Origin of the sequence: Parahoeflea olei (assembly GCF_001703635.1) — a bacterium.
GTDB classification, from domain to species: domain Bacteria; phylum Pseudomonadota; class Alphaproteobacteria; order Rhizobiales; family Rhizobiaceae; genus Hoeflea; species Hoeflea olei.
Window position 1 is genome coordinate 44,720 of the sequence record NZ_LQZT01000012.1, and the last position, 19,933, is coordinate 64,652.

Genomic DNA, 19,933 nt, shown 5'->3' on the forward strand with positions numbered 1-19,933 from the left:
AAGCGATGCTGCGCGCTGCGGTCGGCTTGACCGGACCGGTAGCACTCAGCCGCGGTTGCGCCGTCCGCCGCGCCGGCGCGCCGCGCCCGGTTCGAGGCCGTCGGCGGCACCGGTGTCGACCGAGCGTTCGGGAAGCTTGACCACCTCGGAGAGCTTCGGAAACGCATCGACCTTGTTGGGGAAGGCCATGGCGTTGACGAAATGCTCCTGGAATTTCGGCTCGAGCGCGGTTTCGATCTTCTCGATATGGGTGACGGTGGCTTCGATCTCGCGGCGGTGGTCGCGGTTGAGGAGTGCCATGCGCGCGCCGGTGCCGGCGGCATTGCCGACCGCCTTGACGTGCTCGAGATCGCAATCGGGCACCAGGCCGAGAACCAGCGCGTATTTGGGATCGATGAAGGAGCCGAAGGCGCCGGCGAGGCCGATGCGGTCGACATGGTCGATGCCCAGCTTGTCCATCAGCAGCTTGATGCCGGCATAGAGTGCCGCCTTGGCGAGCTGGATGGCGCGGACATCGGTCTGGCTGACGCTGAGCTTCGGTTCGCCGTCGCGCAGGAGATAGGAGAAGGTGCGGCCATTGCCGATGATGCGCGTGCTCCTGGCCGTCAGATCGCCATTGATGACGCCGTCCTCGGTGATGATGCCGGCGAGATACATCTCGGCGACGATCTCGATGATTCCGGAGCCGCAGACGCCGTTGACGCCCACGCTTTTCGCCGCGTCCTCGAAGCCAGGCTCGTCCGACCAGGGCTCGATGCCGATCACGCGATAGCGCGGCTCAAGCGTTTCGGGGTCGATGCGGATACGCTCGATCGCGCCCGGGGCGGCGCGCTGGCCGCAGGAGATTTCCGCGCCCTCGAAGGCGGGGCCGGTGGGGGAGGACGCCGCCACCGTGCGGGCGCGGTTGCCGAGCACGATTTCGGCATTGGTGCCGACATCGACGAGCAGCATCATCTCGTCCTGGCGGTGCGGGCCTTCGGTGAGCGTGGCCGCGGCCGCATCAGCCCCGACATGGCCGGCGATGCAGGGCAGCATGTAGGTGCGGGCGCCCGGATTGAGGACGATGTCGATTTCGGAAGCTTTGACCGATACCGCACCGGAAACGGCCAGCGCGAACGGCGCGCCGCCGAGCTCGGTCGGGTCGATGCCGAGAAACAGGTGGTGCATGATCGGGTTGCCCACGAACACCGAATCGAGAATGTCGCTGCGGGCGATCTCGCCTTGTGCGCAGACCTTGTCGATGAGCCCGTTGACCGCCTCGCGCACGGCGCGGGTCATGCCCTCGCGACCATCGGGGTTCATCATCACATAGGAAACGCGGCTCATCAGGTCTTCGCCGAAGCGGATCTGCGGGTTGGACGCGCCGGCGGAGGCGAGCGTGCGGCCCGACAAAAGCGAGCTGAGATGCATGGCGATGGTGGTCGAGCCGATGTCGCAGGCAATGCCGTAGGCCTCGTTCTTCAGGCCCGGATAGACCGCGATCAGCTGCGGCCGCTCGGCCTCGCCATCGTGATGGATGGCGAGCGTCACCTTCCAGTCGCCCTGGCGCAGCAGCTTCTGGATTTCGGGCAGGAGATAGGCGTCGATGGCCGGGCGGGGAATTCCCCACTGCGCCTCGAGCGCCGCCAGCATGCGGTCGAGATCGCCGAGCGGCTTGTGCATGTCGGGTTCCTCGACCTCGACATAGCACATCTGGATCGCCGGATTGCGCTCGATCACGCGGCCGTCGGACTCCTTGCGCACCACCTGGGCGTTGACCACGGTGTCCTGCGGAATGTCGATGACGAGGTCGCCGAGCACCTTCGCGGTGCAGGACAGCCGCCGGCCGGGCTTCAGGTCGCGCTTTTCGGCGTAGCGCGCCTCGTTGCCGCCGAACGGGGTGATGTGGTCGTTGGAGGAGGTGATGCCGTGCTTGGCAAAGACGCCTTCCTGCACCTCGACCTGGCAGCGGCCGCAGATGCCGCGGCCGCCGCACACGCTTTCCACATGCACGCCGAGCTGGCGTGCCGCCTCGAGCACGGGGGTGTCAGTGGGAAAGCGCCCGCGCTTTCCCGACGGCATGAACAGGACGAGGTGGTCGGTCATGAGGGGAGCCTTTCACCTCCCCCTTGAGGGTGTGGCTCGGCGTTCGCCTCTACCCCCACCCCCAACCCCTCCCCTCAAGGGGGAGGGGGGAGATGCTTCCGTTGGATAATCACCATGATCTGTCTGGCCAAACCTGCTCGATTTCATGAGCAGGACGTGATCGTCAGTCATGGGCCGGCTCACGCCGCTCCCGCACGGCCGGCGCGGCCGCCGCGGCGGCGTCCGCCAGCGCCGCCGTCGCCCGAGGGGGCTGCCGATTGCGGGGCAGGGGCGCCGGGCGCATGCGGCTGGTAGTCCTTGTAGGTCTTGATCCAGGTCATGCAGTTGGGGTCGTTGCCCTTGAGGACGTTGGCGGCGCGGACCATTTCCATCTCCTGCGGGCGGCAGGGGTTCATGATCGCGGAGGTCATGCCGGCGCCGATCACCATGGGGATGAAGCCGGCATTGATGCCGTGACGGTGCGGCAGGCCGAAGGAGATGTTGGACAGGCCGCAGGTGGTGTTGACCTTGAGTTCGTTGCGCAGGCGGTTGAGCAGCGCGAACACCTGCTGGCCGGCAGTGCCCATGGCGCCGATCGGCATGACCAGCGGGTCGACGACGATGTCATGCGGCTTGATGCCGTAATCGGCGGCATGCTGGACGATCTTCTTGGCGACCTCGAAGCGCACGTCCGGGTCCTCGGAAATGCCGGTTTCGTCGTTGGAGATGGCGACCACGGGCACGTCGTATTTCTTGCACAGGGGCAGGATCGCTTCGAGCTTCTCGAGCTCGCCGGTCACGGAATTGACCAGCGGGCGGCCCTTGGCGACCTTGAGCGCGGCCTCGATGGCGGCGGAGACGGAGCTGTCGATCGACAGCGGCACGTCGACCAGGTCCTGGACGATCTCGAGCGTCTGGACCAGCAGGCCGGGCTCGGTCTCGTTGGGGTTGACGGAGGTCACGCCGGCATTGACGTCGAGCATGGTGGCACCGGCGGCGACCTGCGCCAGCGCATCGGCCTTCACGGTGTCGAAATTGCCTTCGATCATTTCGGCGGCGAGCTTCTTGCGCCCGGTCGGGTTGATGCGTTCGCCGATCACGCAGAAGGGCTGATCGAAGCCGATGATGACTTCGCGGGTGGCTGAGGCGACGATGGTGCGGGTCATGTTCGATCCTTGCAGTGAAGACATAAAGATTTGTTTATGTGGTTATAGCCTTTCGGCGCGAGATGCAAGCCCGCGGGCTTAGCCGGCGGCCTCGCTGTCGGTCGCCGCGCCCGCCAGTTCGTGGGGGATCTGCCTGGGTTCCTCGAGAATTTCCTCCATGCGCGCCGCCACCAGTTCGTCGGCGGGATTGGGCTCCTTGCGCCAGGGCCTGCGGCCCTTGAGCACGCCCGATTCGTGGACGATCTCGGCGACATATTCCTCCTGGCGGTAGGCCATCACATGGATGCCGGCGACGCCCTCGATCTCCTTGACCTCGTTGATGATGTCGATGCAGATCTGCTTGCCTTCCTTCTTCTGGTCCTCGGCGCCTTCGAGCCGCTTGATGACCTCGTCGGGAATGTGCACGCCCGGCACGTTGCTGCGCATCCAGCGCGCGGTGCGGGCCGAGGCCAGCGGGCCGACGCCGCACAGGATGAAGCAGTCCTTGTGCAGGCCCATGTCGCGCACCCGGCTCATGTAGTCGCGGAACATCGGCACGTCGTAGCAGTACTGGCTTTGCACGAACTGCGCGCCGGCGGCGATCTTCTTGGCGAGTCGGTAGGGCCGGAAATCATGAGGCGGGGCGAAGGGGTTGATGGCCGCGCCCAAGAACACGTTGGGCGGGCTGGTGAGCTTGCGGCCCGACAGGAACTTCGAATTGTCGCGCATGATGCGGATGGTTTCGAGCAGCGACATGCAGTCGAGGTCGAACACCGGCTTGGCGCCGGGCTGGTCGCCCGCCTGCACGCCGTCGCCGGTCAGGCACAGGATGTTCTGCACGCCCATGGCGGAAGCGCCGAGCACGTCGCCCTGGATGGCGATGCGGTTCTTGTCGCGGCAGGAGATCTGCATGATCGGCGCATAGCCCATGCGGGTGAGCAGCGCGCAGATGCCGACCGAGGACATGTGCGCATTGGCGCCCGAGGCATCGACGGCGTTGATGCCGTCGACCCAGCCGTCGAAGATCGCCGCGCGTTCGTAGACATCATGCGGGTTGGCGCTGTCGGGCGGATTGAGCTCGGCGGTGACGGCGAATTCGCCGCGCCTGAGGATACGCTCGAGCCGGCCGCGCGAGGAGTGTCCGGGAAGCGGCTCGAGCAGGCCGCCGGGATCGTGCGGATTGGTGTCGGCCTGGCTCATTGGGGCGCTCCGGGGGTGGCTTCGGCTTCGCGGCGGGCGGCGGCCGAGGCCGTCACCCGCAGCCAGGACGAGGTTTCGCGCAGCGACTGGTCGACCGGCGTCTGCACGGCAAGAATGTTGTCGCGGCCGCGCATCTGCCCGGCGCCGGACCAGGCCTGCACCCAGACGCAGGGCATGTCGGGCTCGACTTCGCACTTGCCGTTGGCGCGCACGCCGCCGCACGGGCCGTTCCTGAGCTGCTTGGGGCAGTTCATCGGACAGGACATGCCGGTCGATGACAGCACGCAGTGACCGCACATGCGGCAGTCGAACAGGAAGCCCTTGACGTGCTTCTCGACGAATTTGACCGGCGCTTCCGCGCGCTGGTAGCCGATCGCGTTCCACATCGGATGCAACAGCAGGAACAGGTCGGCGAAATGGGCATAGAACCACTCAAGCAGGCGCGAATGACGCACCGACCACAGGCGAATGGCGAAACTGCGCGCCTTGCGGCCGGTGGGCGAAACGCCCGACGGCTTGTAGGCGGTCTTGGTCGCGGCCTTCTTGTTCAGGCTCGCCTGGGTCGTCTTGGTGGGTTGGTCAGCCATGGCTCTCCCTGCCTCCGGCCTTGACCAGAGCGACCAGCCGCTCCCTGTCATAGGCCGCTTCAAGCTCTGCCGCGGCCTTGTCGGCCTCGGCTTCCAGATCGTCGGAGACTTCCACCGGGTCGGCGCGCCGCCAGTCGGCGAGATAGTCGTCGGTCTCGGCGGCACCGGTGCGCATCGCACACATGTCGATGGCCTCGGTGAACCTGAGCGACAATTCCCGCTTGGCTGTGACGCGTCCCTTCCTGATGATCACCTGGGCGGGAATGTCACGCCAGTAGACGTCGATACGGTTGGCCATGGGGGTCTCCTTGGTGGCTAGAATGCGCATGGGTGTTTTCAGTCGCTTCGCTCACGACGACGCGCGGCGCGTCAAAAGCGACCTGACCGACAATGCGAGGGAAGGCAAGAGGGCAAACGGGCCGATCCGGAAGGCAATCCCTACCAGATGCCCTTGACGGCGCCGGTCCACAGATAGGTCCAGATCGGCGGGTGGAAGCGCTGCACGGAAGGCAGGTCGCTGGGTATGGGGGTGAGGTCGCCCGCAAGCGTGTCCTCGGCGGCACGCACGACCATCTCGCGGGATGCGGCCGCCATCAAGAGTGCATCGGTCATCAGCGACGCGCGCGGATCGGGCGGGAAACAGTGCTTTCGCAGCGTCGGGCCGGTATCGACCCCGGCATCGACCAGGTGAACGGTGGTGCCGTACTGGCCGATGTCGCCACTGGCACGCGCCCACCAGCCGCAGGCCATGCCGCGATAGCTCGGGTTGAGCCCGCTGTGGTAATTGAGCACCGGGCAGGGGATGGCTTTCAGCGTCGCGGCCGAGAGCATCCGGCAGCCGGCAAGAAACACCAGGTCGGGCTTGCGCGCGGCGATCAGCTGCAGGCAGTCGGCGCCGTTGGCGGAGGAGATCCGGGTGACGGGGACGGAAGGCGACAGCGTGGTCTGCAGGCCGTAATCGGCGATGATCGAGGCCGTCCGGGCACGGGTGGCGCGCTTTGCCGTGCGCGAAGCCGCCATGGTGACGAACTGCCCGGCGGTCTGCAGCCAACCCACCTTGCGGGCGCGACGCTTGAGGAAGCGGCGCTTGGATTCGGGCTGTTCCAGCGCGACCTCGACGCCGTCGAAGCGCGACGCCAGTGCATTGGCCACCACCCAGGCATAGTCGCCGCCGGCGGTTATGATCAGGATTGCGGGTCTTTGGGGCATGGTGTTTCCGCTTCGATCTGACGGCAAGGCTAGTTCTTGCGGGTTAACATCCGCCTAGGGCGCTGCAATTGCGCGCGCGGGGAGCTCAACCGTCCCGGTATCGCCGAAGGGTTAAAAAAGGCGGACGAGAATAGCGCCGGTGAAGATGACCACCAGCGCCGCGATCGCGACCGAGACCAGCCCGACAAGGACGCCCAGGGCCAGGCAATTGCCGTCGCGCTCGGTATGGGCGACGCCCAGGATCCCGACCGCGAAGGCAGGAAGCCAGTTGCCGAAGGGAATCGGCAACACGCAGGTGACGGACAGCAAAAGCGCAAACAGCCCGAACAGCCTTTCGCGGATGACGCCGTCGAGCGGCCAGTTGCGCGGGCGCACCCAGGTTTCGGCACTGCGCAGCCAGGGCGCGACCCGCGCCACCATGCGCTGGAACGTTTCCCGGTCGACCGAGTAATTGGCCAGCGGTTTTGGCAGCCAGACCTTCTGGTAGCCGATCACCATCTGCCAGGAGACGAACACCATCGGCAATCCCAGCACCATGGTGGCCCCGGGCGGCAGCGGAATGAGATTGGGGATCGCGAACACCATGAGAAAGGCACCGAAAGACCGATCGTCGAAGGCGCTGGCGATCTGCCCCATCGACACCCGCTCGCCGGCGTCGCGCGCGAGCCGCTCGAGCAGTTCCGAGAGCTTCTCGGGATGCTTTTTGTCGGAGCTGTCGACGACAGGGGCGGGCTTCACGGCGGGTTGCGAACTCACGGGAGATACTCTGGATTTCGATTCCGCTACATCTAGACACGGATTGCTTAACAATTGTGGCAGAGGCCCCTGAATATTGTCGGGACAGGACTTGAGGTTTCGACCTGCCCCCTCAAATTCCACAGGACCGGCATTAAACGAAAGGTAGTGCGGCAAAGCTAGGATCGCCCCTGACATGGCTGCATTCTTGTTCGGGGGACGGACACTCTGGCGATGATAGGAACACCCCGCACACTGAAAGGCAGGGCACGGCTCGACGCCGCGGTTCTCGGCGCCATCGCCCTTCTGGCCTTTCTGTGCCTCAGCAAGCTCGACGCCTTCGAGTGGCTGACCCGTTACGTGGCAGATCATGAGAGCTGGCAGCTCGACGAACTGCTGATCTCGCTTGGCGTGGTCGGGCTCGGCGGCTTCGTGTTTTCCCTGCGCCGCTATGCCGATGCGGTCAGGGAGCTCAGGAAGAGAAGGGCCGCGCAGGCCGACGTCACCTGGCTGTCGCATTACGATCCGCTCACCGAACTTCCCAACCGCCGCAAGCTCAACGAGTTCGTCCGTCATTTCGACAGCGCCGATGCGGACGAGCGGAAAACCGGTTGCTACGCCATTTACTCGATCGACCTCGACGGGTTCAAACAGATCAACGACCTGCACGGACACGCGGCCGGCGACCGGTTGCTGCAAACCGTCGCCGCGCGGTTGATCTCGCTGTTCCCGGATGATCTGGTCGTGCGTCTGGGCGGAGACGAGTTCCTGGTCGTTGCGAAGACCGAAGAGGAAACCGATGTCGCGGCCCGGGCCGAGGAACTGCTCGGCGAACTGCGGGCGCCGATTGCAATCGACCGGGTGCACGCGGAAATCGGGGCCTCGATCGGCATCGTGCGCTATCCGGTCCAGGCGGCAACCATGCAGGATGCAATCCGCTTTGGCGATATCGCCATGTATGCCGCGAAGAAATCGCCGGGCGTGAACATCGCCGGCTACCAGGCGGAACTGCTCGTGGAAGCCGAGGCGCGGGCCTTGCTGACGGCGCAACTCAAGAGTGCCGTGGCCAATGACGACATCACGCCACATTACCAGCCGCTCGTCGATCTCGTGACCGGGCGGATCTACGGTTTCGAGGTGCTGGCGCGCTGGACCCGTCCCGGCGGGGAGGCGGTGCCGCCTGCGGTCTTCATTCCGCTGGCGGAGGAAGCGGGCCTGATCTCGGACCTGTCGCAAAAGCTGCTCGGAAAGGCCTGCCGGGAGGCCATGGCCTGGCCCGACACCATCCTGCTGTCGTTCAACCTGTCCCCGACGCAGCTTTCGGATCGCCTGATCGGGCTGCGCATCGTCAGCGTTCTCGACGAAACCGGCTTCTTGCCGTCCCGGCTCGAGATCGAGATCACCGAAAGCGCAATGATCCGCGATTCCGAAACCGCGCTTGACGTGCTCAACCGGCTGCAGGCGCTTGGCATCCGGGTGGCGCTCGACGACTTCGGGACCGGTTATTCCAGCCTGTCGCAGATGTCCAAATTCAGTTTCAACCGTCTCAAGATCGACCAGAGCTTCATTCGCGATTTCCAGCACGACGAGAAGCAGAACAAGATCGTCAAGGCCATCATTGCGCTGGGAGCGGGGCTGAGCGTGGCGACGACCGCGGAAGGCATCGAAGAGCCGGGGCAACTGGTGGCACTGAGGGAACTGGGGTGCGATTCCGGCCAGGGCTACCTGTTGGGCAGGCCGATGAGTTTCGAAGACGCGACGGATGCGCTGGTCCGGGCGGGCGATCCGGGGTCAAAAGCGGTGACGCCGGCACCTCGGCAGAAGCGGGCCTGAGGCGCAGGCACCCTGTCCAACTCCTGCTACCTGAAAGCTATCGAGCCGGCGCGCTTGCCGCGCGGCCGCCTTTGGCTGGGCCGGCTCAGAGTCCGGCCAGGGCTCCCACCAGATCGCCATAGCCTGTGAGGCGCCGCTCGAAGCGCAGGCCGAGCCGGTCTGCGGCCGCGCGCGCCTTGTCCTCGAGCGCCGGATCGTCGGTCTGCGCCAGGTAGAGCGCGCGGTCGTAATGGCCGAAATAGGTGTCGCGCAGTTCCGGAAACCGGTCGAGGCCAAGCGGGCGGATCAGGAAGGCGTCGAAATGCCGGGCGAGGAAGTCGGTGATGAAGAAGGTCGTCATCATCTCGTCACCGGCGGCCTCGAAGGCGGCGTTGCCCATGTAGAACGAAAAGCAGTGCGGCCCTGCGATTCGCTCGACGCCATGGGCCGCGCAGACCCGGTCGAGCGCGCCGCCGGTGCCGCAATCGGCATAGCCCACGAAAATGTGCTCGAAACCGTCCGCGCGGGCCGCATGGATGGCGCGGTCGACGGCGGGGGCGATCTTTTCCGGATGATGGTGATAATCGGCGTCGATGCATTTGAGATCGACATGGTCGTGGCCAAGCTGGGCGTTCACGGCCAGCACTTCGCGCGCGATCATCCCGCAGGCAATAACGCGCACGCGGTGTGGAACTTTTGCCGAAGCTGTTCGTTTCGCCATAAAACAGCCTTTGCGAAGGCGAGTGTTCACCCCTGGCAGTGTCGCACCATCAAGGATTTGACCCCGATGACCTTTACCAAGATCTCCGCCGTCCTGTTGCTCGCCCTGACGCTTGCGTCCTGCGCCAATACCATTCGCGGCGTTGGCCGCGACGTCAACCAGTCCGTGGATGCGGTCGAAGATTCGATCAACTAGGCAATCCCACGCAGGCGCCGAATGCGGCGCCTGCGTGGCATGCCGAACAATCAGGCGCTTGCGGCCAGACGGTTGTGGCGGCGCTTGATGAGTTCCTTGGCGGTTTCCACCGCAACGGCGGCGTCGCGGCAATAGGCGTCGGCGCCCACGGCCTTGCCGAATTCCTCGTTGAGCGGCGCGCCGCCGACGAGCACGATGTAATCGTCGCGGATGCCCTTTTCCTTCATCGTGTCGATGACCACCTTCATGTAGGGCATGGTCGTGGTCAGAAGCGCCGACATGCCAAGGATGTCGGGCTGTTCGCGCTCGATCGCCTCGATGTAGTTTTCCACCGGATTGTTGATCCCGAGGTCGATGACGTCGAAACCGGCGCCTTCCATCATCATGCCGACGAGGTTCTTGCCGATGTCGTGAATGTCGCCCTTGACGGTGCCGATCACCATCTTGCCGAGCTTCGGAGCGCCGGTCTCGATCAGCAGCGGCCTGAGAATCGACATGCCGGCCTTCATCGCGTTCGCGCTCATCAGCACTTCCGGAACGAACAGGATTCCGTCGCGGAAATCCTCGCCGACGATTCGCATGCCTTCGACCAGCGCTTCGGTAAGCAGGTCGTAGGGTGTCCAGCCGCGGCTCAGCAGGATGTTGGTGCCTTCCTCGATTTCCTCCTTGAGGCCGTCGTAAAGGTCGTCATGCATCTGCTGGACGAGTTCATCATCGGAGAGTTCGGAAAGAATGATTTCATCGTCAGCCATCGGTATCTCCCTTGAATACAGTGGTCCGTCGGCTCGGCGGTTCTGAGCCCTCGCAGTAGCGATATAGGCGATTGTTTGGAAAAAGTCCCTTGAATGCGACGTGCACGACACAAAAAAACGACGGGCCCGCGTTTGAGCAATATTCCTTCAGCGCCAAGCCTTGGCGCTCAGAGGAATGTGCGCAGGGCGGTTTTGACTAGCATGCCCTGATCTGCGCGATGGTGCGCATTATGAGAAAACGCAGGCTCGACATGGCTCATCCAGATACATATCCCACCCCGGATCCGGCTTCGGAAGCTCCCCAGGATGCCGCACCGGGACGGCGCGGCAGAGGGGCCGCAGCGCGGCGTGCGGCCCGCTCCGGCGGCGGCCCCGGCCTGTCGATGCCGTTCATCATGCGCAAGCTCGGCGTCTACGAGGTGCTCGACGACGAGGGATTGAGCCTGATCGAGCACAATGCCGAGACGGTTCTTCAGGAAATCGGCATCGAGTTCCGCGACGATGCGGAAGCGATCGCGTTGTGGCGCGAGGCCGGCGCCGACATCAAGGGCGAGCGGGTCAGGTTCCCCCGCGGGCTGTGCCGCGAACTGCTCAAGACCGCGCCGGAAGTGTTCACCCAGCACGCCCGCAACCCGGCGCGCTCGGTGCAGATCGGCGGCAAGGCCACCGTGTTCGCGCCGGTCTACGGCCCGCCCTTCGTGCGCGATCTCGACGGCGAGCGGCGCTATGCGACGATCGAGGATTTCCGCAATTTCGTCAAACTCACCTATATGGCGCCGGCGCTGCATCATTCGGGCGGCACCGTGTGCGAGCCGGTCGACGTGCCCGTCAACAAGCGCCATTTCGACATGGTCTACAGCCATATCAAATACAGCGACAAGCCGTTCATGGGCTCGGTCACCGCGCCCGAGCGCGCCGAGGACACGATCGAGATGTGCAAGATCCTGTTCGGCGCCGATTTCGTCGACCAGAACTGCGTGACGCTGAACCTGATCAATGCCAACTCGCCGATGGTGTTCGACGAGACCATGCTCGGCGCGCTCAAGGTCTATGCGCGCAACAACCAGGCCTGCGTGGTCTCGCCCTTCATTCTGGCGGGTGCGATGAGCCCGGTCACGGTGGCGGGCACGCTCACCCAGATCCTCGCCGAGGTGCTCGCCGGCGCCGCCTTCACGCAGCTGATCCGTCCCGGCGCGCCGGTGCTGTTCGGCACGTTTGCGGCCTCGATCTCGATGCAGTCGGGCGCGCCCACGTTCGGCACGCCCGAGCCGTCGCTCGTCTCCTATGGCGCAGCACAGCTCGCGCGCCGGCTCAAGCTGCCGTTCCGCACCGGCGGGTCGCTGTGCGGCTCGAAGGTGCCAGACGCCCAGGCCGCGCATGAAAGTGCTGCGACGCTCAACATGACGCTGTTGGCGGGCACCAATTTCGCGCTGCACTCGGCCGGCTGGCTTGAGGGCGGGCTGGTGAGCTCCTACGAGAAGTTCATGATCGACATCGACCAGCTCGGCATGCAGCAGCGCTTTGCCGAGGGCGTGGACCTGTCGGAAACCGGCCAGGCGCTCGACGCCATCGCCGAGGTGGGCCCCGGCAACCACTATCTCGGTTGCGCCCATACCCAGGCGAATTTCCAGACCGCGTTCTACCGCTCGTCGCTGGCCGACAACAATTCCTACGAGCAGTGGCTGGCCGAGGGCGAAAAGCGCATCGAGGAGCGCGCGCGTACGCTCTGCCGCTCCTGGCTCGACAGCTATGTGGCGCCGGATCTCGACCCGGCGATCGACGAGGCGCTCACCGCCTTCATCGCCCGGCGCAAGGGCGAGATGCCCGACGCCTTCACGTGAGCACAGCCCGATAAAGCCAGGGAGACAGGCGCTCGGGACAATATCGCAGGCCTCATCCACAAGGAGGTCTGGCGCTCCGCGTTCCGCTCCGGCGGAAGCGGCGGGTGACCGCCATGGGCGGTGCGGGGGATCACGGCGCGCTTGCCGTGGCGCTCGGCGCCCACGGTTTTCGCACGCGCGGCTGGGTAGTTCCCGCAAAGGATGCGGCCCCGCGTCTCTCGGACGGCAGGGCCGCCGCCGCGATCGCGCTGATCGGCCATGCGGGCGGGGAGATCTGGCCGTATTTTTCCGCCTGGCGTGCGACGCAGGAAGGCATCGCAGATCCGCTCGACAGCTGGTCGAAGGCCGTGATCGGCCCGATCGCCGCGGAGGCGGGCGGGGAAGCGGTGTTTCCTTCCGACCGGCCCTGGCATCCGTTCCAGCAATGGGCGATGGCGGCCGAAGGGCTGAAACCCTCGCCGCTCGGCATGCTCATCCATCCCGATTACGGGCTCTGGCACGGCTATCGCGGCGCAATCCTGTTCGGCTCTTCGGTCGCGGGGCGCTTGGCCGAGACGGGGACGGCGGGCCGAGGCCAGGTCCGCAACCATCCCTGCGACGACTGCGCCGACAAACCCTGCCTCACGGCGTGCCCGGTCGGCACCTACACTCTGCAGGGCTTCGCCGTAGCCGATTGCCGCGCACATCTTGCGACGGCTGCCGGGCGGCAGGGTTGCATGCAGGCCGGCTGCTTGGCCCGCGACGCCTGCCCGGTGGGCAGGAGCTATCGCTACGGCGAAGCACAGATCCGGTTTCACATGTCGGCGTTTGCATAAAAGCCGATCGACCTTGGTGTGTCGGGCCCCTGTTACCCCCTTCGGCCGCGGCGTTCGCGGGTGGGGGCGGGGGCGTTGCCGGCAACGGCGTTGCGCATCGGGCCGATGCGCTCGACGATGGTTTCCACCGTCGGGCGCTGGGCCTTGATGTGGCTGTCGACGGCTTCGCGCATGGCGCGCAGGTGGTCACAGGAGGTGCCGCAGCAGCCGCCGATGATGCGGGCGCCGGCATCGACCGCAAGCCGGGCGTAATCGGCCATCAGCGGCGGCGTGCCGGAATAGTGGATTTCGGTGCCGCGGAATTCGGGAATGCCGCAATTGCCCTTGACCACGACGATGGCGTCCGGATCGGCCTCGGTCATGTCGAGCAGCGACGACAGGATGTCGGAAGCGCCCACGCCGCAATTGGCGCCGACGGCGAGCGGGCCGTCGCCGATGTCGGCGGCGATCTTGTGAATGTCGCGCGGATGCACGCCCATCATGGTCTTGCCGGCGGTGTCGAAGGAGCCGGTATAGACATAGGGCAGTCCGTGCTTGACGGCGGCCTCGGCCGCCGCGCGGATCTCGTCGCGGGCCGACATGGTCTCGATCCAGACGACGTCGATGCCGCCGGCCTTCAGGCCTTCGATCTGCTCGGAGAAGGAGTCGACGGCGGACTCGTAGGTCATGGCGCCGAGCGGCACGAGCAGATCGCCGGTCGGGCCGACCGAGCCTGCGACGATCACCTTGCGCGGCGCCTTGTCGGCCACCGCCCGGGCGATCTCGGCGGCCTTCTTGTTGAGCGCGAACACGCGGTCTTCGGCCTTGTGCAGCTTGAGCCGGTTGCGGGTGCCGCCGAACGAATTGGTCAGGATGATGTCGGAGCCGGCATCGATGAAATCCTGATGCAGCCTGGTGATCTTCTCAGGCGCGGAGTCGAGCCACAGTTCCGGCGCTTCACCCGATTCAAGACCCATCGCGAACAGGTTCGTTCCCGTGGCGCCGTCGGCGAGCAGGACGCCCTTTTCGGCAAGAAGGTCGGCAAGCGGATTGGATGCGGGCATGGATGTCTCCTGTGGATTTGCTCAAACGTATAAAGATGTCTTTATGTCATTGCAAGAAAGAACGCGGAGATGCAGCAAAAAACCCCGCAGGCGCACGCCGGCGGGGCTTTCAATTCTTGGGGCGGCCTGGTGCCGGTTCGTCCCGGGAACGGCTCAGGCGGCGACCGAATCGTGGTCGACCGGCGTGACCATGGCGGAGATCACATCGCCGATCTTCAGGCGGCCGAGCGGCTTGCCGTCAGCATCGACCACATGGGCCTCGTCGACACCGGCGTCGGTCATCGTGCGGGCGGCCTGTTCCAGCACGGTGCCGGTCCTGATCGGCATGCCGCCGGGCTCGCCCGCGAACTCCGACATCACCATCTCCACCGAGATCACCCGGCCGCGATTGACCTCGCGCACGAAGTTCGAAATGTACTCGTCGGCGGGGCGGAGCACGATTTCCTGCTTCGAGCCCTGCTGGACGACTTCGCCGTCACGCAGGATGGCGATGCGGTCGCCGAGCCGCAGTGCCTCGTCGAGGTCGTGGGTGATGAAGACGATGGTCTTGCGGATCTCGCTCTGCAAGTCGAGCAACACGGTCTGCATGTCCATCCGGATCAGCGGGTCGAGCGCGGAGAAGGCCTCGTCCATCAGCAGGATCGGGGCGTCGTTGGTCAGCGCCCGGGCGAGGCCCACACGTTGCTGCATGCCACCCGAAAGCTGGTTGGGATAGTTGTCCTCGAACCCGTCGAGGCCGACGCGGGAGATCCAGCGGCGGGCTTCCCGTTCCTGCTCTGCCCGCGGCAGGCCCTGGATCTCGAGGCCGTAGACCGTGTTCTCCAGCACGGTGCGGTGCGGCAGCAGCGCGAATTTCTGGAACACCATGGCGGTCTTGTGGCGGCGGAATTCGCGCAGTTCCGCCTCGTTCATCTTGACCACGTCCTCGTCGCCGACGATCACCTCGCCGGCGGTCGGATCGATCAGCCGGTTGATGTGGCGGATCAGGGTGGACTTGCCGGAGCCCGAGAGGCCCATCACCACCTGGATGCCGCCGCCGGGCATGTCGATATTGATGTCTTTGAGCCCCAGCACGTGGCTGTGCTTCTCGTTGAGCTCGGTCTTGCTCATGCCGCCCTTGACGGCCTCGATATGGGCAGACGGATTGCTTCCGAAAATCTTGTAGAGATTGCGGATGCTGATCCCGATGCCCGTGTGTTGCTCAGCCATGGACGACCTCCAGGTGCTTCTGCAGCCGCTTGCCATAGGCCTGGCTGGTGCGGTCAAAGATGATGGCGATGCCGACGATGGCGAGGCCGTTGAAGATGCCCAGCGTGAAATACTGGTTGGCGATGGCCTTCAGCACCGGCAGGCCGAGCCCCTGCACGCCGATCATCGAAGCGACCACGACCATGGCGAGCGCCATCATGATGGTCTGGTTGACGCCGGCCATGATGGTGGGCAGCGCCAGCGGCATCTGCACGTTCTTGAGCCGTTGCCAGTTGGACGAGCCGAAGGCGTCGGCGGCCTCGAGCACGTCCTTGTCGACGAGCCTGATGCCGAGATTGGTGAGCCGGATGATCGGCGGAATGGCGTAGACCATGACCGCGATCAGCCCCGGCACACGGCCGATGCCCAGAAGCATGACCACGGGGATGAGATAGACGAAGCTCGGCATGGTCTGCATCACGTCGAGGATCGGGTTGAGCACGGCCTGGAACCGGTTCGACCGGGCCATCAGGATGCCGATCGGAATGCCCAGGATGATCGCCATGATGGTCGCGACCACCGTCATGGCGATGGTCTTCATGGTGTCTTCCCACATGTCGAAATAGCCGATCAGCAGCAGCGTCAGCACCACGCCGCCGGTGATCTTCCAGTCGCGGCTGGCAAGCCAGGCGATGACGGCGAAGGCGAGGATGACCAGCGGCCAGGGCGAGGTGGTGAGAAGCTGCTCGACCCGGAACATGAACCACTGCACGGGAAAGAGCAGGGTGTCGAACGTGTCGCCATAGGCGCGGGTGAATTCGCGGAAACTCAAGTCGATGGCCTTTTTCAAGGCGGTCAGTCTGTCGGTGTCCATGGCGGGGAATTTCGTCAGCCAGTCCATATCCGTGCTCCAAATGCGGGACATTCTGCACGCCGATCGCGGAGGGGCGGCGGCCCTCGTCATGGCCTTCGGCGAAGCGAACGCAGCCGGTGGCGCGCGCTTTGCTTCCGTGTCCTGATCACTGCCTGCTTGCGGCGAGCGTGCCCGCTCGGGTCCTGAAAAAAGTGTGGCGGACCGGGGCCCGCCACATTTGCCTGATGATTTACATCACAGCCTTTTTGACTTTTTCGGCTGCCTCGGGGGACACCCACTCGGTCCAGATATCCTCGTTTTCCTTGAGGAAGTGCCGGGCGCCGGCTTCGCCGGTGGCCTGGTTGTCGACCATCCAGGCGAGCAGCTTGTTGACCGTGGAGTTGGGCCAGCTGCGGTTTGCCAGGTAGTCATAGGCAGGACCCGCGCGCTTCTTGAACTCGTCGGTGACCACCGTGTAGACCTCGGACTTCGACCAGGCGTTCTTCTTGGGATCGGCGCAGTCGGTGATCGAGGTGCAGCGGTCCCATTCTTCCTTGTCGTGCGGCACGCCATGGTCGAGCCGGACCATTTCGTATTTGCCGAGGATCGCGGTCGGTGCCCAGTAGTAGCCGAGCCACGGATCGCCGCTCTCGTAGGCCTTGGCGATCGAGCCGTCGAGGCCCGCGGCCGAGCCGGTTTCCACCGTCACCCAGCCCTTGTCGGCGGCGCCATAGGCCTTGAACAGGTTGGTGGTGATGATGCGGCAGCCCCAGCCTTCGGGGCAGTTGTAGACGCCGCCCTTGCCGGCGTTTTCCATGCCCGGGGCCGGGAACAGCTCGGGATGGGCCAGCGCATCGTCGATGGTCTTGATCTCGGGGTGCTTCTCCGCGAAATATTTCGGGATCCACCAGCCTTCGACGCCGCCGTCGCTCAGCGATTCAGAGGCGTAATGCAGCTTGCCTTCGGCGACCGACTGGTCGAGCAGCGTGCGCAGCGAGTTGATCCAGGCTTCCGGAGCCACGTCCGGCTCCTGCTTTTCGACCATGGATGTCAGCGTCGGGGTGGTGTCGCCGGCGACCAGCTCGGCATCGCAGCCATATCCTTCCGAGAGGATGATCTGGTCGATATTGGCGAGGACTTCGGCGGAAGCCCAGTTCATGTTGGCAATGGTGACACGGCCGCAGTCTTCTGCGGAGGCGGCCCCGGCGAAGCCCATCAGGCCGATGGCGAGGACAGTGGAAGCGAGAAGCTTCTTCATATGTAAGACCTCCCAGTCTTAGTAGGCAGTTGTTTGTTCCGTTGTGCGGTTGGTCCGGTTACTGCGACTACCGGCCACCGATGGAATTGAAGGCACTTCGCCTCAGGGTCATTGAAAACCAATTTGCGCCCCCGAAAGGACGCAAAGACGACATCAATTAGCGCAGGTGCGTCTTGAGGAACCCTGTCAGAAGCCGACCCGCCCTTGAAGTGCCGACTGATAGGGTAAGGCCTTGGCAAAAGAAATCAACCGCGCATCGGCATTTGTAATGCACCGCCGGGGAGCGGCGGTGCCGCCATGGCCCGCGCACAATCAGCGAAATAAATCGCACGATTCACCAATGCTTAGGGTTTCACTAACTGTCCGGTAAGGATGTCCGGGTTAAACCTTGGTCACGGCGGGGGACAACCGCCGATCGTCCCGGATCAGGTACTGCGTACCGGGATGTCGCGAACCTCGTGCGTATCTTCGAGGGCGCCAGCGTTCTTTTGGCAGGCCGTTCGGACCGCAAGGTCCGGGCGGCCTTCGCATTTCCGCGCTCCAGAAACGGCCGGCAGGCCGCAAACGCTAAAGCCGGGCGCAGATGAACCCGGCTTCGGTGTCAGTGCGTGAAGGTGCGGATGCGCCCGCGGGCGCCTCAGCCGGCCGAGAGCGTGCGGATGACGCGATTGAGCACGCCGGTGGACTTCTTCTGGCCCGGCTTCTCGGTGGGGACGACGCCATTCCAGGCGATCTGGACGCGGTTGGCGGAATTGAAGACGTACAGCACGGCAATGCCCTTCCAAACTGGGACTGTGCGACCCGGATCTTTCGGTCGCTGATGACGCCTGCTCTAGGCCGATCCGTGCCGCCGGGCTGCATCATTCCCGCCAGGCGATGTCGCAATTCAGATGGCGCGAAAAGGTCGCAGCTCCGGCGCCGCACCGCGACCTGGGCCATGTCCCTGGGGCCTGGCCAAAGCCGGACCGAGACCGGGCAGGGCCGCGGGCCGGATAGGGCCTTCCGGTCTGCATCCGCCGGTGCTATCGACAGCGCATGATACGCGCATTGATGTTTCAGGGAACCGGCTCGGACGTGGGCAAGACGGTGCTGGTGGCAGGCTTCTGCCGGCTCGCGGCCAATCACGGCCTCGCCGTGCGTCCGTTCAAGCCGCAGAACATGTCCAACAATGCAGCCGTTGCCGATGACGGCGGCGAGATCGGTCGGGCGCAATGGCTGCAGGCGCTCGCCTGCCGGGTGCCCGCGAGCGTGCACATGAACCCGGTGCTCCTGAAGCCTCAGTCGGAGACCGGCTCGCAGGTGGTGGTGCAGGGCAAGGTCAGGGGCCAGGCGCGCGGCCGCGACTACCAGAAGCTCAAGCCGGAACTGATGTCGGCGGTGATGGACAGTTTTGCCCGCGTGGGCGAAGGCGCCGACCTGGTGCTGGTCGAGGGTGCCGGCTCGCCGGCGGAAATCAATCTCAGGGCCGGCGACATCGCCAATATGGGCTTTGCGACACGGGCCGGCGTTCCGGTGGTGCTGGTGGGCGACATCGACCGTGGCGGCGTGATCGCCTCGGTGGTCGGCACCCACACGATCCTCCCCGAAGCCGACCGGGCGATGATCGCGGGCTATCTCATCAACAAGTTCCGCGGCGATGTCAGCCTGTTCGATGACGGCGTCTCGGCGATCAAGCGTTTTACCGGCTGGCCCTGCCTCGGCGTCGTGCCCTGGCTCAAGGCGGCAGCAAGGCTGCCGGCCGAGGATTCGGTGGCGCTCGAACGGCTCGTGCGCGGCGAGGCGCGGGCGCTCAAGATCGCGGTGCCGGTGCTGTCGCGGATCGCCAATTTCGACGATTTCGACCCGCTCAAGGCCGAGCCGGAAGTCGATCTCGTGTTCGTGAGGCCGGGCGAGCCGCTGCCGGCGGACGCGGGCCTGGTGATCCTGCCCGGATCGAAATCGACCATTTCCGATCTCGCCGATTTCCGCCGCCAGGGCTGGGACAGGGACCTGGCGGCGCATCGCCGCCGCGGCGGAGCGATCATCGGCATCTGCGGCGGCTTCCAGATGCTCGGGCGCCGGGTGAGCGACCCGGAGGGCCTCGAAGGCGGCGTGACCGAGGCCGAAGGGCTCGGGCTTCTCGATGTCGACACCGAAATGGCGCCGGAAAAGACCGTGCGCAACAGCTCGGCCCGCTCGGCCGAACATGACGTGGCGCTGTCGGGCTACGAGATCCATCTCGGCGTGACCCACGGACCCGACAGCGCCCGGCCGATGACCATCATCGACGGTCGTCCGGACGGCGCCATTTCCGCCGACGGCAAGGTGGCGGGCACCTATCTGCACGGGCTGTTCGATGCCGACGCCTACCGCGCCAAGCTGCTTGCCGGGTTCGGCATCCGCGGCGGCGAGACCGATTATCGGGCGATGGTGGATGCGGCGCTCGACGAAATCGCCGGCGAACTCGACCGCCTCGTCGGCTTCGACCGGATCCTGGCGATGGCGGCCGAGACTTCGCGCTGAGCCAGGGCTCGGT

At 65.2% G+C, this 19,933-nt stretch carries 19 protein-coding genes; 5 read left to right on the forward strand and 14 right to left on the reverse strand.

The window, feature by feature from the left end; translation table 11 throughout:
* Positions 1-45 precede the first annotated feature (45 nt).
* The 7 genes from AWJ14_RS08790 to AWJ14_RS08820 form a co-directional block, all read right to left on the reverse strand.
* A complete protein-coding gene (locus AWJ14_RS08790) occupies positions 46-2,085 on the reverse strand; it encodes an ASKHA domain-containing protein (protein WP_066177656.1) in 2,040 nt (679 codons plus the stop codon).
* Between the two features lie 179 nt (positions 2,086-2,264).
* Complete coding sequence (locus AWJ14_RS08795; protein WP_066177658.1) at positions 2,265-3,230, reverse strand: methyltetrahydrofolate cobalamin methyltransferase; 966 nt, start codon at positions 3,228-3,230, stop codon at positions 2,265-2,267.
* Positions 3,231-3,308: 78 nt separating this feature from the next.
* Positions 3,309-4,409 carry a methylenetetrahydrofolate reductase gene (locus tag AWJ14_RS08800; RefSeq protein ID WP_066177660.1) on the reverse strand — a complete coding sequence of 367 codons (1,101 nt, stop codon included), beginning with the start codon at positions 4,407-4,409 and terminating at the stop codon, positions 3,309-3,311.
* Positions 4,406-4,996: a methylenetetrahydrofolate reductase C-terminal domain-containing protein gene (locus AWJ14_RS08805; protein WP_066177661.1), complete on the reverse strand. Its 591-nt coding sequence runs from the start codon at positions 4,994-4,996 to the stop codon at positions 4,406-4,408. The genes AWJ14_RS08800 and AWJ14_RS08805 overlap by 4 nt, the downstream gene beginning before the upstream one ends.
* Positions 4,989-5,294 (reverse strand): virulence factor, encoded by a 306-nt coding sequence (locus AWJ14_RS08810; RefSeq protein ID WP_066177663.1) that lies wholly within the window; start codon positions 5,292-5,294, stop codon positions 4,989-4,991. The genes AWJ14_RS08805 and AWJ14_RS08810 overlap by 8 nt, the downstream gene beginning before the upstream one ends.
* Before the next feature lie 140 nt (positions 5,295-5,434).
* Positions 5,435-6,205 (reverse strand): formyl transferase, encoded by a 771-nt coding sequence (locus tag AWJ14_RS08815; protein ID WP_066177665.1) that lies wholly within the window; start codon positions 6,203-6,205, stop codon positions 5,435-5,437.
* Between the two features lie 111 nt (positions 6,206-6,316).
* Positions 6,317-6,961 (reverse strand): exopolysaccharide biosynthesis protein, encoded by a 645-nt coding sequence (locus tag AWJ14_RS08820; protein ID WP_245304176.1) that lies wholly within the window; start codon positions 6,959-6,961, stop codon positions 6,317-6,319.
* A 213-nt stretch (positions 6,962-7,174) separates the two neighbouring features.
* On the opposite strand from AWJ14_RS08820, the gene AWJ14_RS08825 reads away from it, so the two are divergent.
* The gene (locus AWJ14_RS08825) at positions 7,175-8,773 is read left to right on the forward strand and encodes a putative bifunctional diguanylate cyclase/phosphodiesterase (protein ID WP_066177668.1); all 1,599 of its coding nucleotides are present in this window, start codon (positions 7,175-7,177) and stop codon (positions 8,771-8,773) included.
* A gap of 85 nt (positions 8,774-8,858) precedes the next feature.
* Here AWJ14_RS08825 and AWJ14_RS08830 read toward each other — a convergent pair whose 3' ends face one another.
* Positions 8,859-9,473, reverse strand: a complete 615-nt coding sequence (locus tag AWJ14_RS08830; protein ID WP_066177669.1) for a DUF1638 domain-containing protein — start codon at positions 9,471-9,473, stop codon at positions 8,859-8,861.
* A 66-nt stretch (positions 9,474-9,539) separates the two neighbouring features.
* On the opposite strand from AWJ14_RS08830, the gene AWJ14_RS08835 reads away from it, so the two are divergent.
* The gene (locus AWJ14_RS08835) at positions 9,540-9,668 is read left to right on the forward strand and encodes an entericidin A/B family lipoprotein (protein WP_139112585.1); all 129 of its coding nucleotides are present in this window, start codon (positions 9,540-9,542) and stop codon (positions 9,666-9,668) included.
* Positions 9,669-9,718: 50 nt separating this feature from the next.
* Here AWJ14_RS08835 and AWJ14_RS08840 read toward each other — a convergent pair whose 3' ends face one another.
* The gene (locus tag AWJ14_RS08840) at positions 9,719-10,420 is read right to left on the reverse strand and encodes a corrinoid protein (protein WP_066177673.1); all 702 of its coding nucleotides are present in this window, start codon (positions 10,418-10,420) and stop codon (positions 9,719-9,721) included.
* Between the two features lie 230 nt (positions 10,421-10,650).
* On the opposite strand from AWJ14_RS08840, the gene AWJ14_RS08845 reads away from it, so the two are divergent.
* Together AWJ14_RS08845 and AWJ14_RS08850 are read left to right on the forward strand one after the other, a co-directional pair.
* Positions 10,651-12,261 (forward strand): trimethylamine methyltransferase family protein, encoded by a 1,611-nt coding sequence (locus tag AWJ14_RS08845; RefSeq protein ID WP_245304177.1) that lies wholly within the window; start codon positions 10,651-10,653, stop codon positions 12,259-12,261.
* Between the two features lie 113 nt (positions 12,262-12,374).
* On the forward strand, positions 12,375-13,076 hold the full coding sequence (locus AWJ14_RS08850; RefSeq protein ID WP_066178528.1) for a 4Fe-4S dicluster domain-containing protein: 702 nt from the start codon (positions 12,375-12,377) through the stop codon (positions 13,074-13,076).
* A 32-nt stretch (positions 13,077-13,108) separates the two neighbouring features.
* Here the strand turns inward: AWJ14_RS08850 and bmt are convergent, their stop codons facing one another.
* From bmt to AWJ14_RS22980, 5 genes are all read right to left on the reverse strand, one after another.
* Positions 13,109-14,119 carry a betaine--homocysteine S-methyltransferase gene (gene bmt, locus AWJ14_RS08855; protein WP_066177677.1) on the reverse strand — a complete coding sequence of 337 codons (1,011 nt, stop codon included), beginning with the start codon at positions 14,117-14,119 and terminating at the stop codon, positions 13,109-13,111.
* Positions 14,120-14,272: 153 nt separating this feature from the next.
* A complete protein-coding gene (locus AWJ14_RS08860) occupies positions 14,273-15,328 on the reverse strand; it encodes a quaternary amine ABC transporter ATP-binding protein (protein ID WP_066177679.1) in 1,056 nt (351 codons plus the stop codon).
* Positions 15,321-16,208 (reverse strand): ABC transporter permease, encoded by an 888-nt coding sequence (locus AWJ14_RS08865; protein WP_066177681.1) that lies wholly within the window; start codon positions 16,206-16,208, stop codon positions 15,321-15,323. The genes AWJ14_RS08860 and AWJ14_RS08865 overlap by 8 nt, the downstream gene beginning before the upstream one ends.
* Positions 16,209-16,410: 202 nt before the next feature.
* Positions 16,411-17,418 carry an ABC transporter substrate-binding protein gene (locus tag AWJ14_RS08870; protein ID WP_066177682.1) on the reverse strand — a complete coding sequence of 336 codons (1,008 nt, stop codon included), beginning with the start codon at positions 17,416-17,418 and terminating at the stop codon, positions 16,411-16,413.
* A 637-nt stretch (positions 17,419-18,055) separates the two neighbouring features.
* Complete coding sequence (locus AWJ14_RS22980) at positions 18,056-18,187, reverse strand: hypothetical protein (protein WP_280949308.1); 132 nt, start codon at positions 18,185-18,187, stop codon at positions 18,056-18,058.
* 266 nt (positions 18,188-18,453) lie between these two features.
* On the opposite strand from AWJ14_RS22980, the gene AWJ14_RS08875 reads away from it, so the two are divergent.
* Positions 18,454-19,920 (forward strand): cobyric acid synthase, encoded by a 1,467-nt coding sequence (locus AWJ14_RS08875; protein WP_066177684.1) that lies wholly within the window; start codon positions 18,454-18,456, stop codon positions 19,918-19,920.
* The last annotated feature ends 13 nt before the right edge of the window (positions 19,921-19,933 follow it).

What these genes read in the sequence shown, in the direction of transcription:
- AWJ14_RS08815 (WP_066177665.1), bottom strand. Translation starts at nt 6,205, where the DNA reads ATGCCCCAAAGACCCGCAATCCTGATCATAACCGCCGGCGGCGACTAT.
- AWJ14_RS08860 (WP_066177679.1), bottom strand. Translation starts at nt 15,328, where the DNA reads ATGGCTGAGCAACACACGGGCATCGGGATCAGCATCCGCAATCTCTAC.
- AWJ14_RS08870 (WP_066177682.1), bottom strand. Translation starts at nt 17,418, where the DNA reads ATGAAGAAGCTTCTCGCTTCCACTGTCCTCGCCATCGGCCTGATGGGC.
- AWJ14_RS08845 (WP_245304177.1), top strand. Translation starts at nt 10,651, where the DNA reads ATGAGAAAACGCAGGCTCGACATGGCTCATCCAGATACATATCCCACC.
- AWJ14_RS08795 (WP_066177658.1), bottom strand. Translation starts at nt 3,230, where the DNA reads ATGACCCGCACCATCGTCGCCTCAGCCACCCGCGAAGTCATCATCGGC.
- AWJ14_RS08830 (WP_066177669.1), bottom strand. Translation starts at nt 9,473, where the DNA reads ATGGCGAAACGAACAGCTTCGGCAAAAGTTCCACACCGCGTGCGCGTT.
- AWJ14_RS08800 (WP_066177660.1), bottom strand. Translation starts at nt 4,409, where the DNA reads ATGAGCCAGGCCGACACCAATCCGCACGATCCCGGCGGCCTGCTCGAG.
- AWJ14_RS08850 (WP_066178528.1), top strand. Translation starts at nt 12,375, where the DNA reads ATGGGCGGTGCGGGGGATCACGGCGCGCTTGCCGTGGCGCTCGGCGCC.
- AWJ14_RS08810 (WP_066177663.1), bottom strand. Translation starts at nt 5,294, where the DNA reads ATGGCCAACCGTATCGACGTCTACTGGCGTGACATTCCCGCCCAGGTG.
- AWJ14_RS08840 (WP_066177673.1), bottom strand. Translation starts at nt 10,420, where the DNA reads ATGGCTGACGATGAAATCATTCTTTCCGAACTCTCCGATGATGAACTC.
- AWJ14_RS08790 (WP_066177656.1), bottom strand. Translation starts at nt 2,085, where the DNA reads ATGACCGACCACCTCGTCCTGTTCATGCCGTCGGGAAAGCGCGGGCGC.
- AWJ14_RS08805 (WP_066177661.1), bottom strand. Translation starts at nt 4,996, where the DNA reads ATGGCTGACCAACCCACCAAGACGACCCAGGCGAGCCTGAACAAGAAG.
- bmt (WP_066177677.1), bottom strand. Translation starts at nt 14,119, where the DNA reads ATGCCCGCATCCAATCCGCTTGCCGACCTTCTTGCCGAAAAGGGCGTC.
- AWJ14_RS08835 (WP_139112585.1), top strand. Translation starts at nt 9,540, where the DNA reads ATGACCTTTACCAAGATCTCCGCCGTCCTGTTGCTCGCCCTGACGCTT.
- AWJ14_RS08825 (WP_066177668.1), top strand. Translation starts at nt 7,175, where the DNA reads ATGATAGGAACACCCCGCACACTGAAAGGCAGGGCACGGCTCGACGCC.
- AWJ14_RS08875 (WP_066177684.1), top strand. Translation starts at nt 18,454, where the DNA reads ATGATACGCGCATTGATGTTTCAGGGAACCGGCTCGGACGTGGGCAAG.
- AWJ14_RS08865 (WP_066177681.1), bottom strand. Translation starts at nt 16,208, where the DNA reads ATGGACTGGCTGACGAAATTCCCCGCCATGGACACCGACAGACTGACC.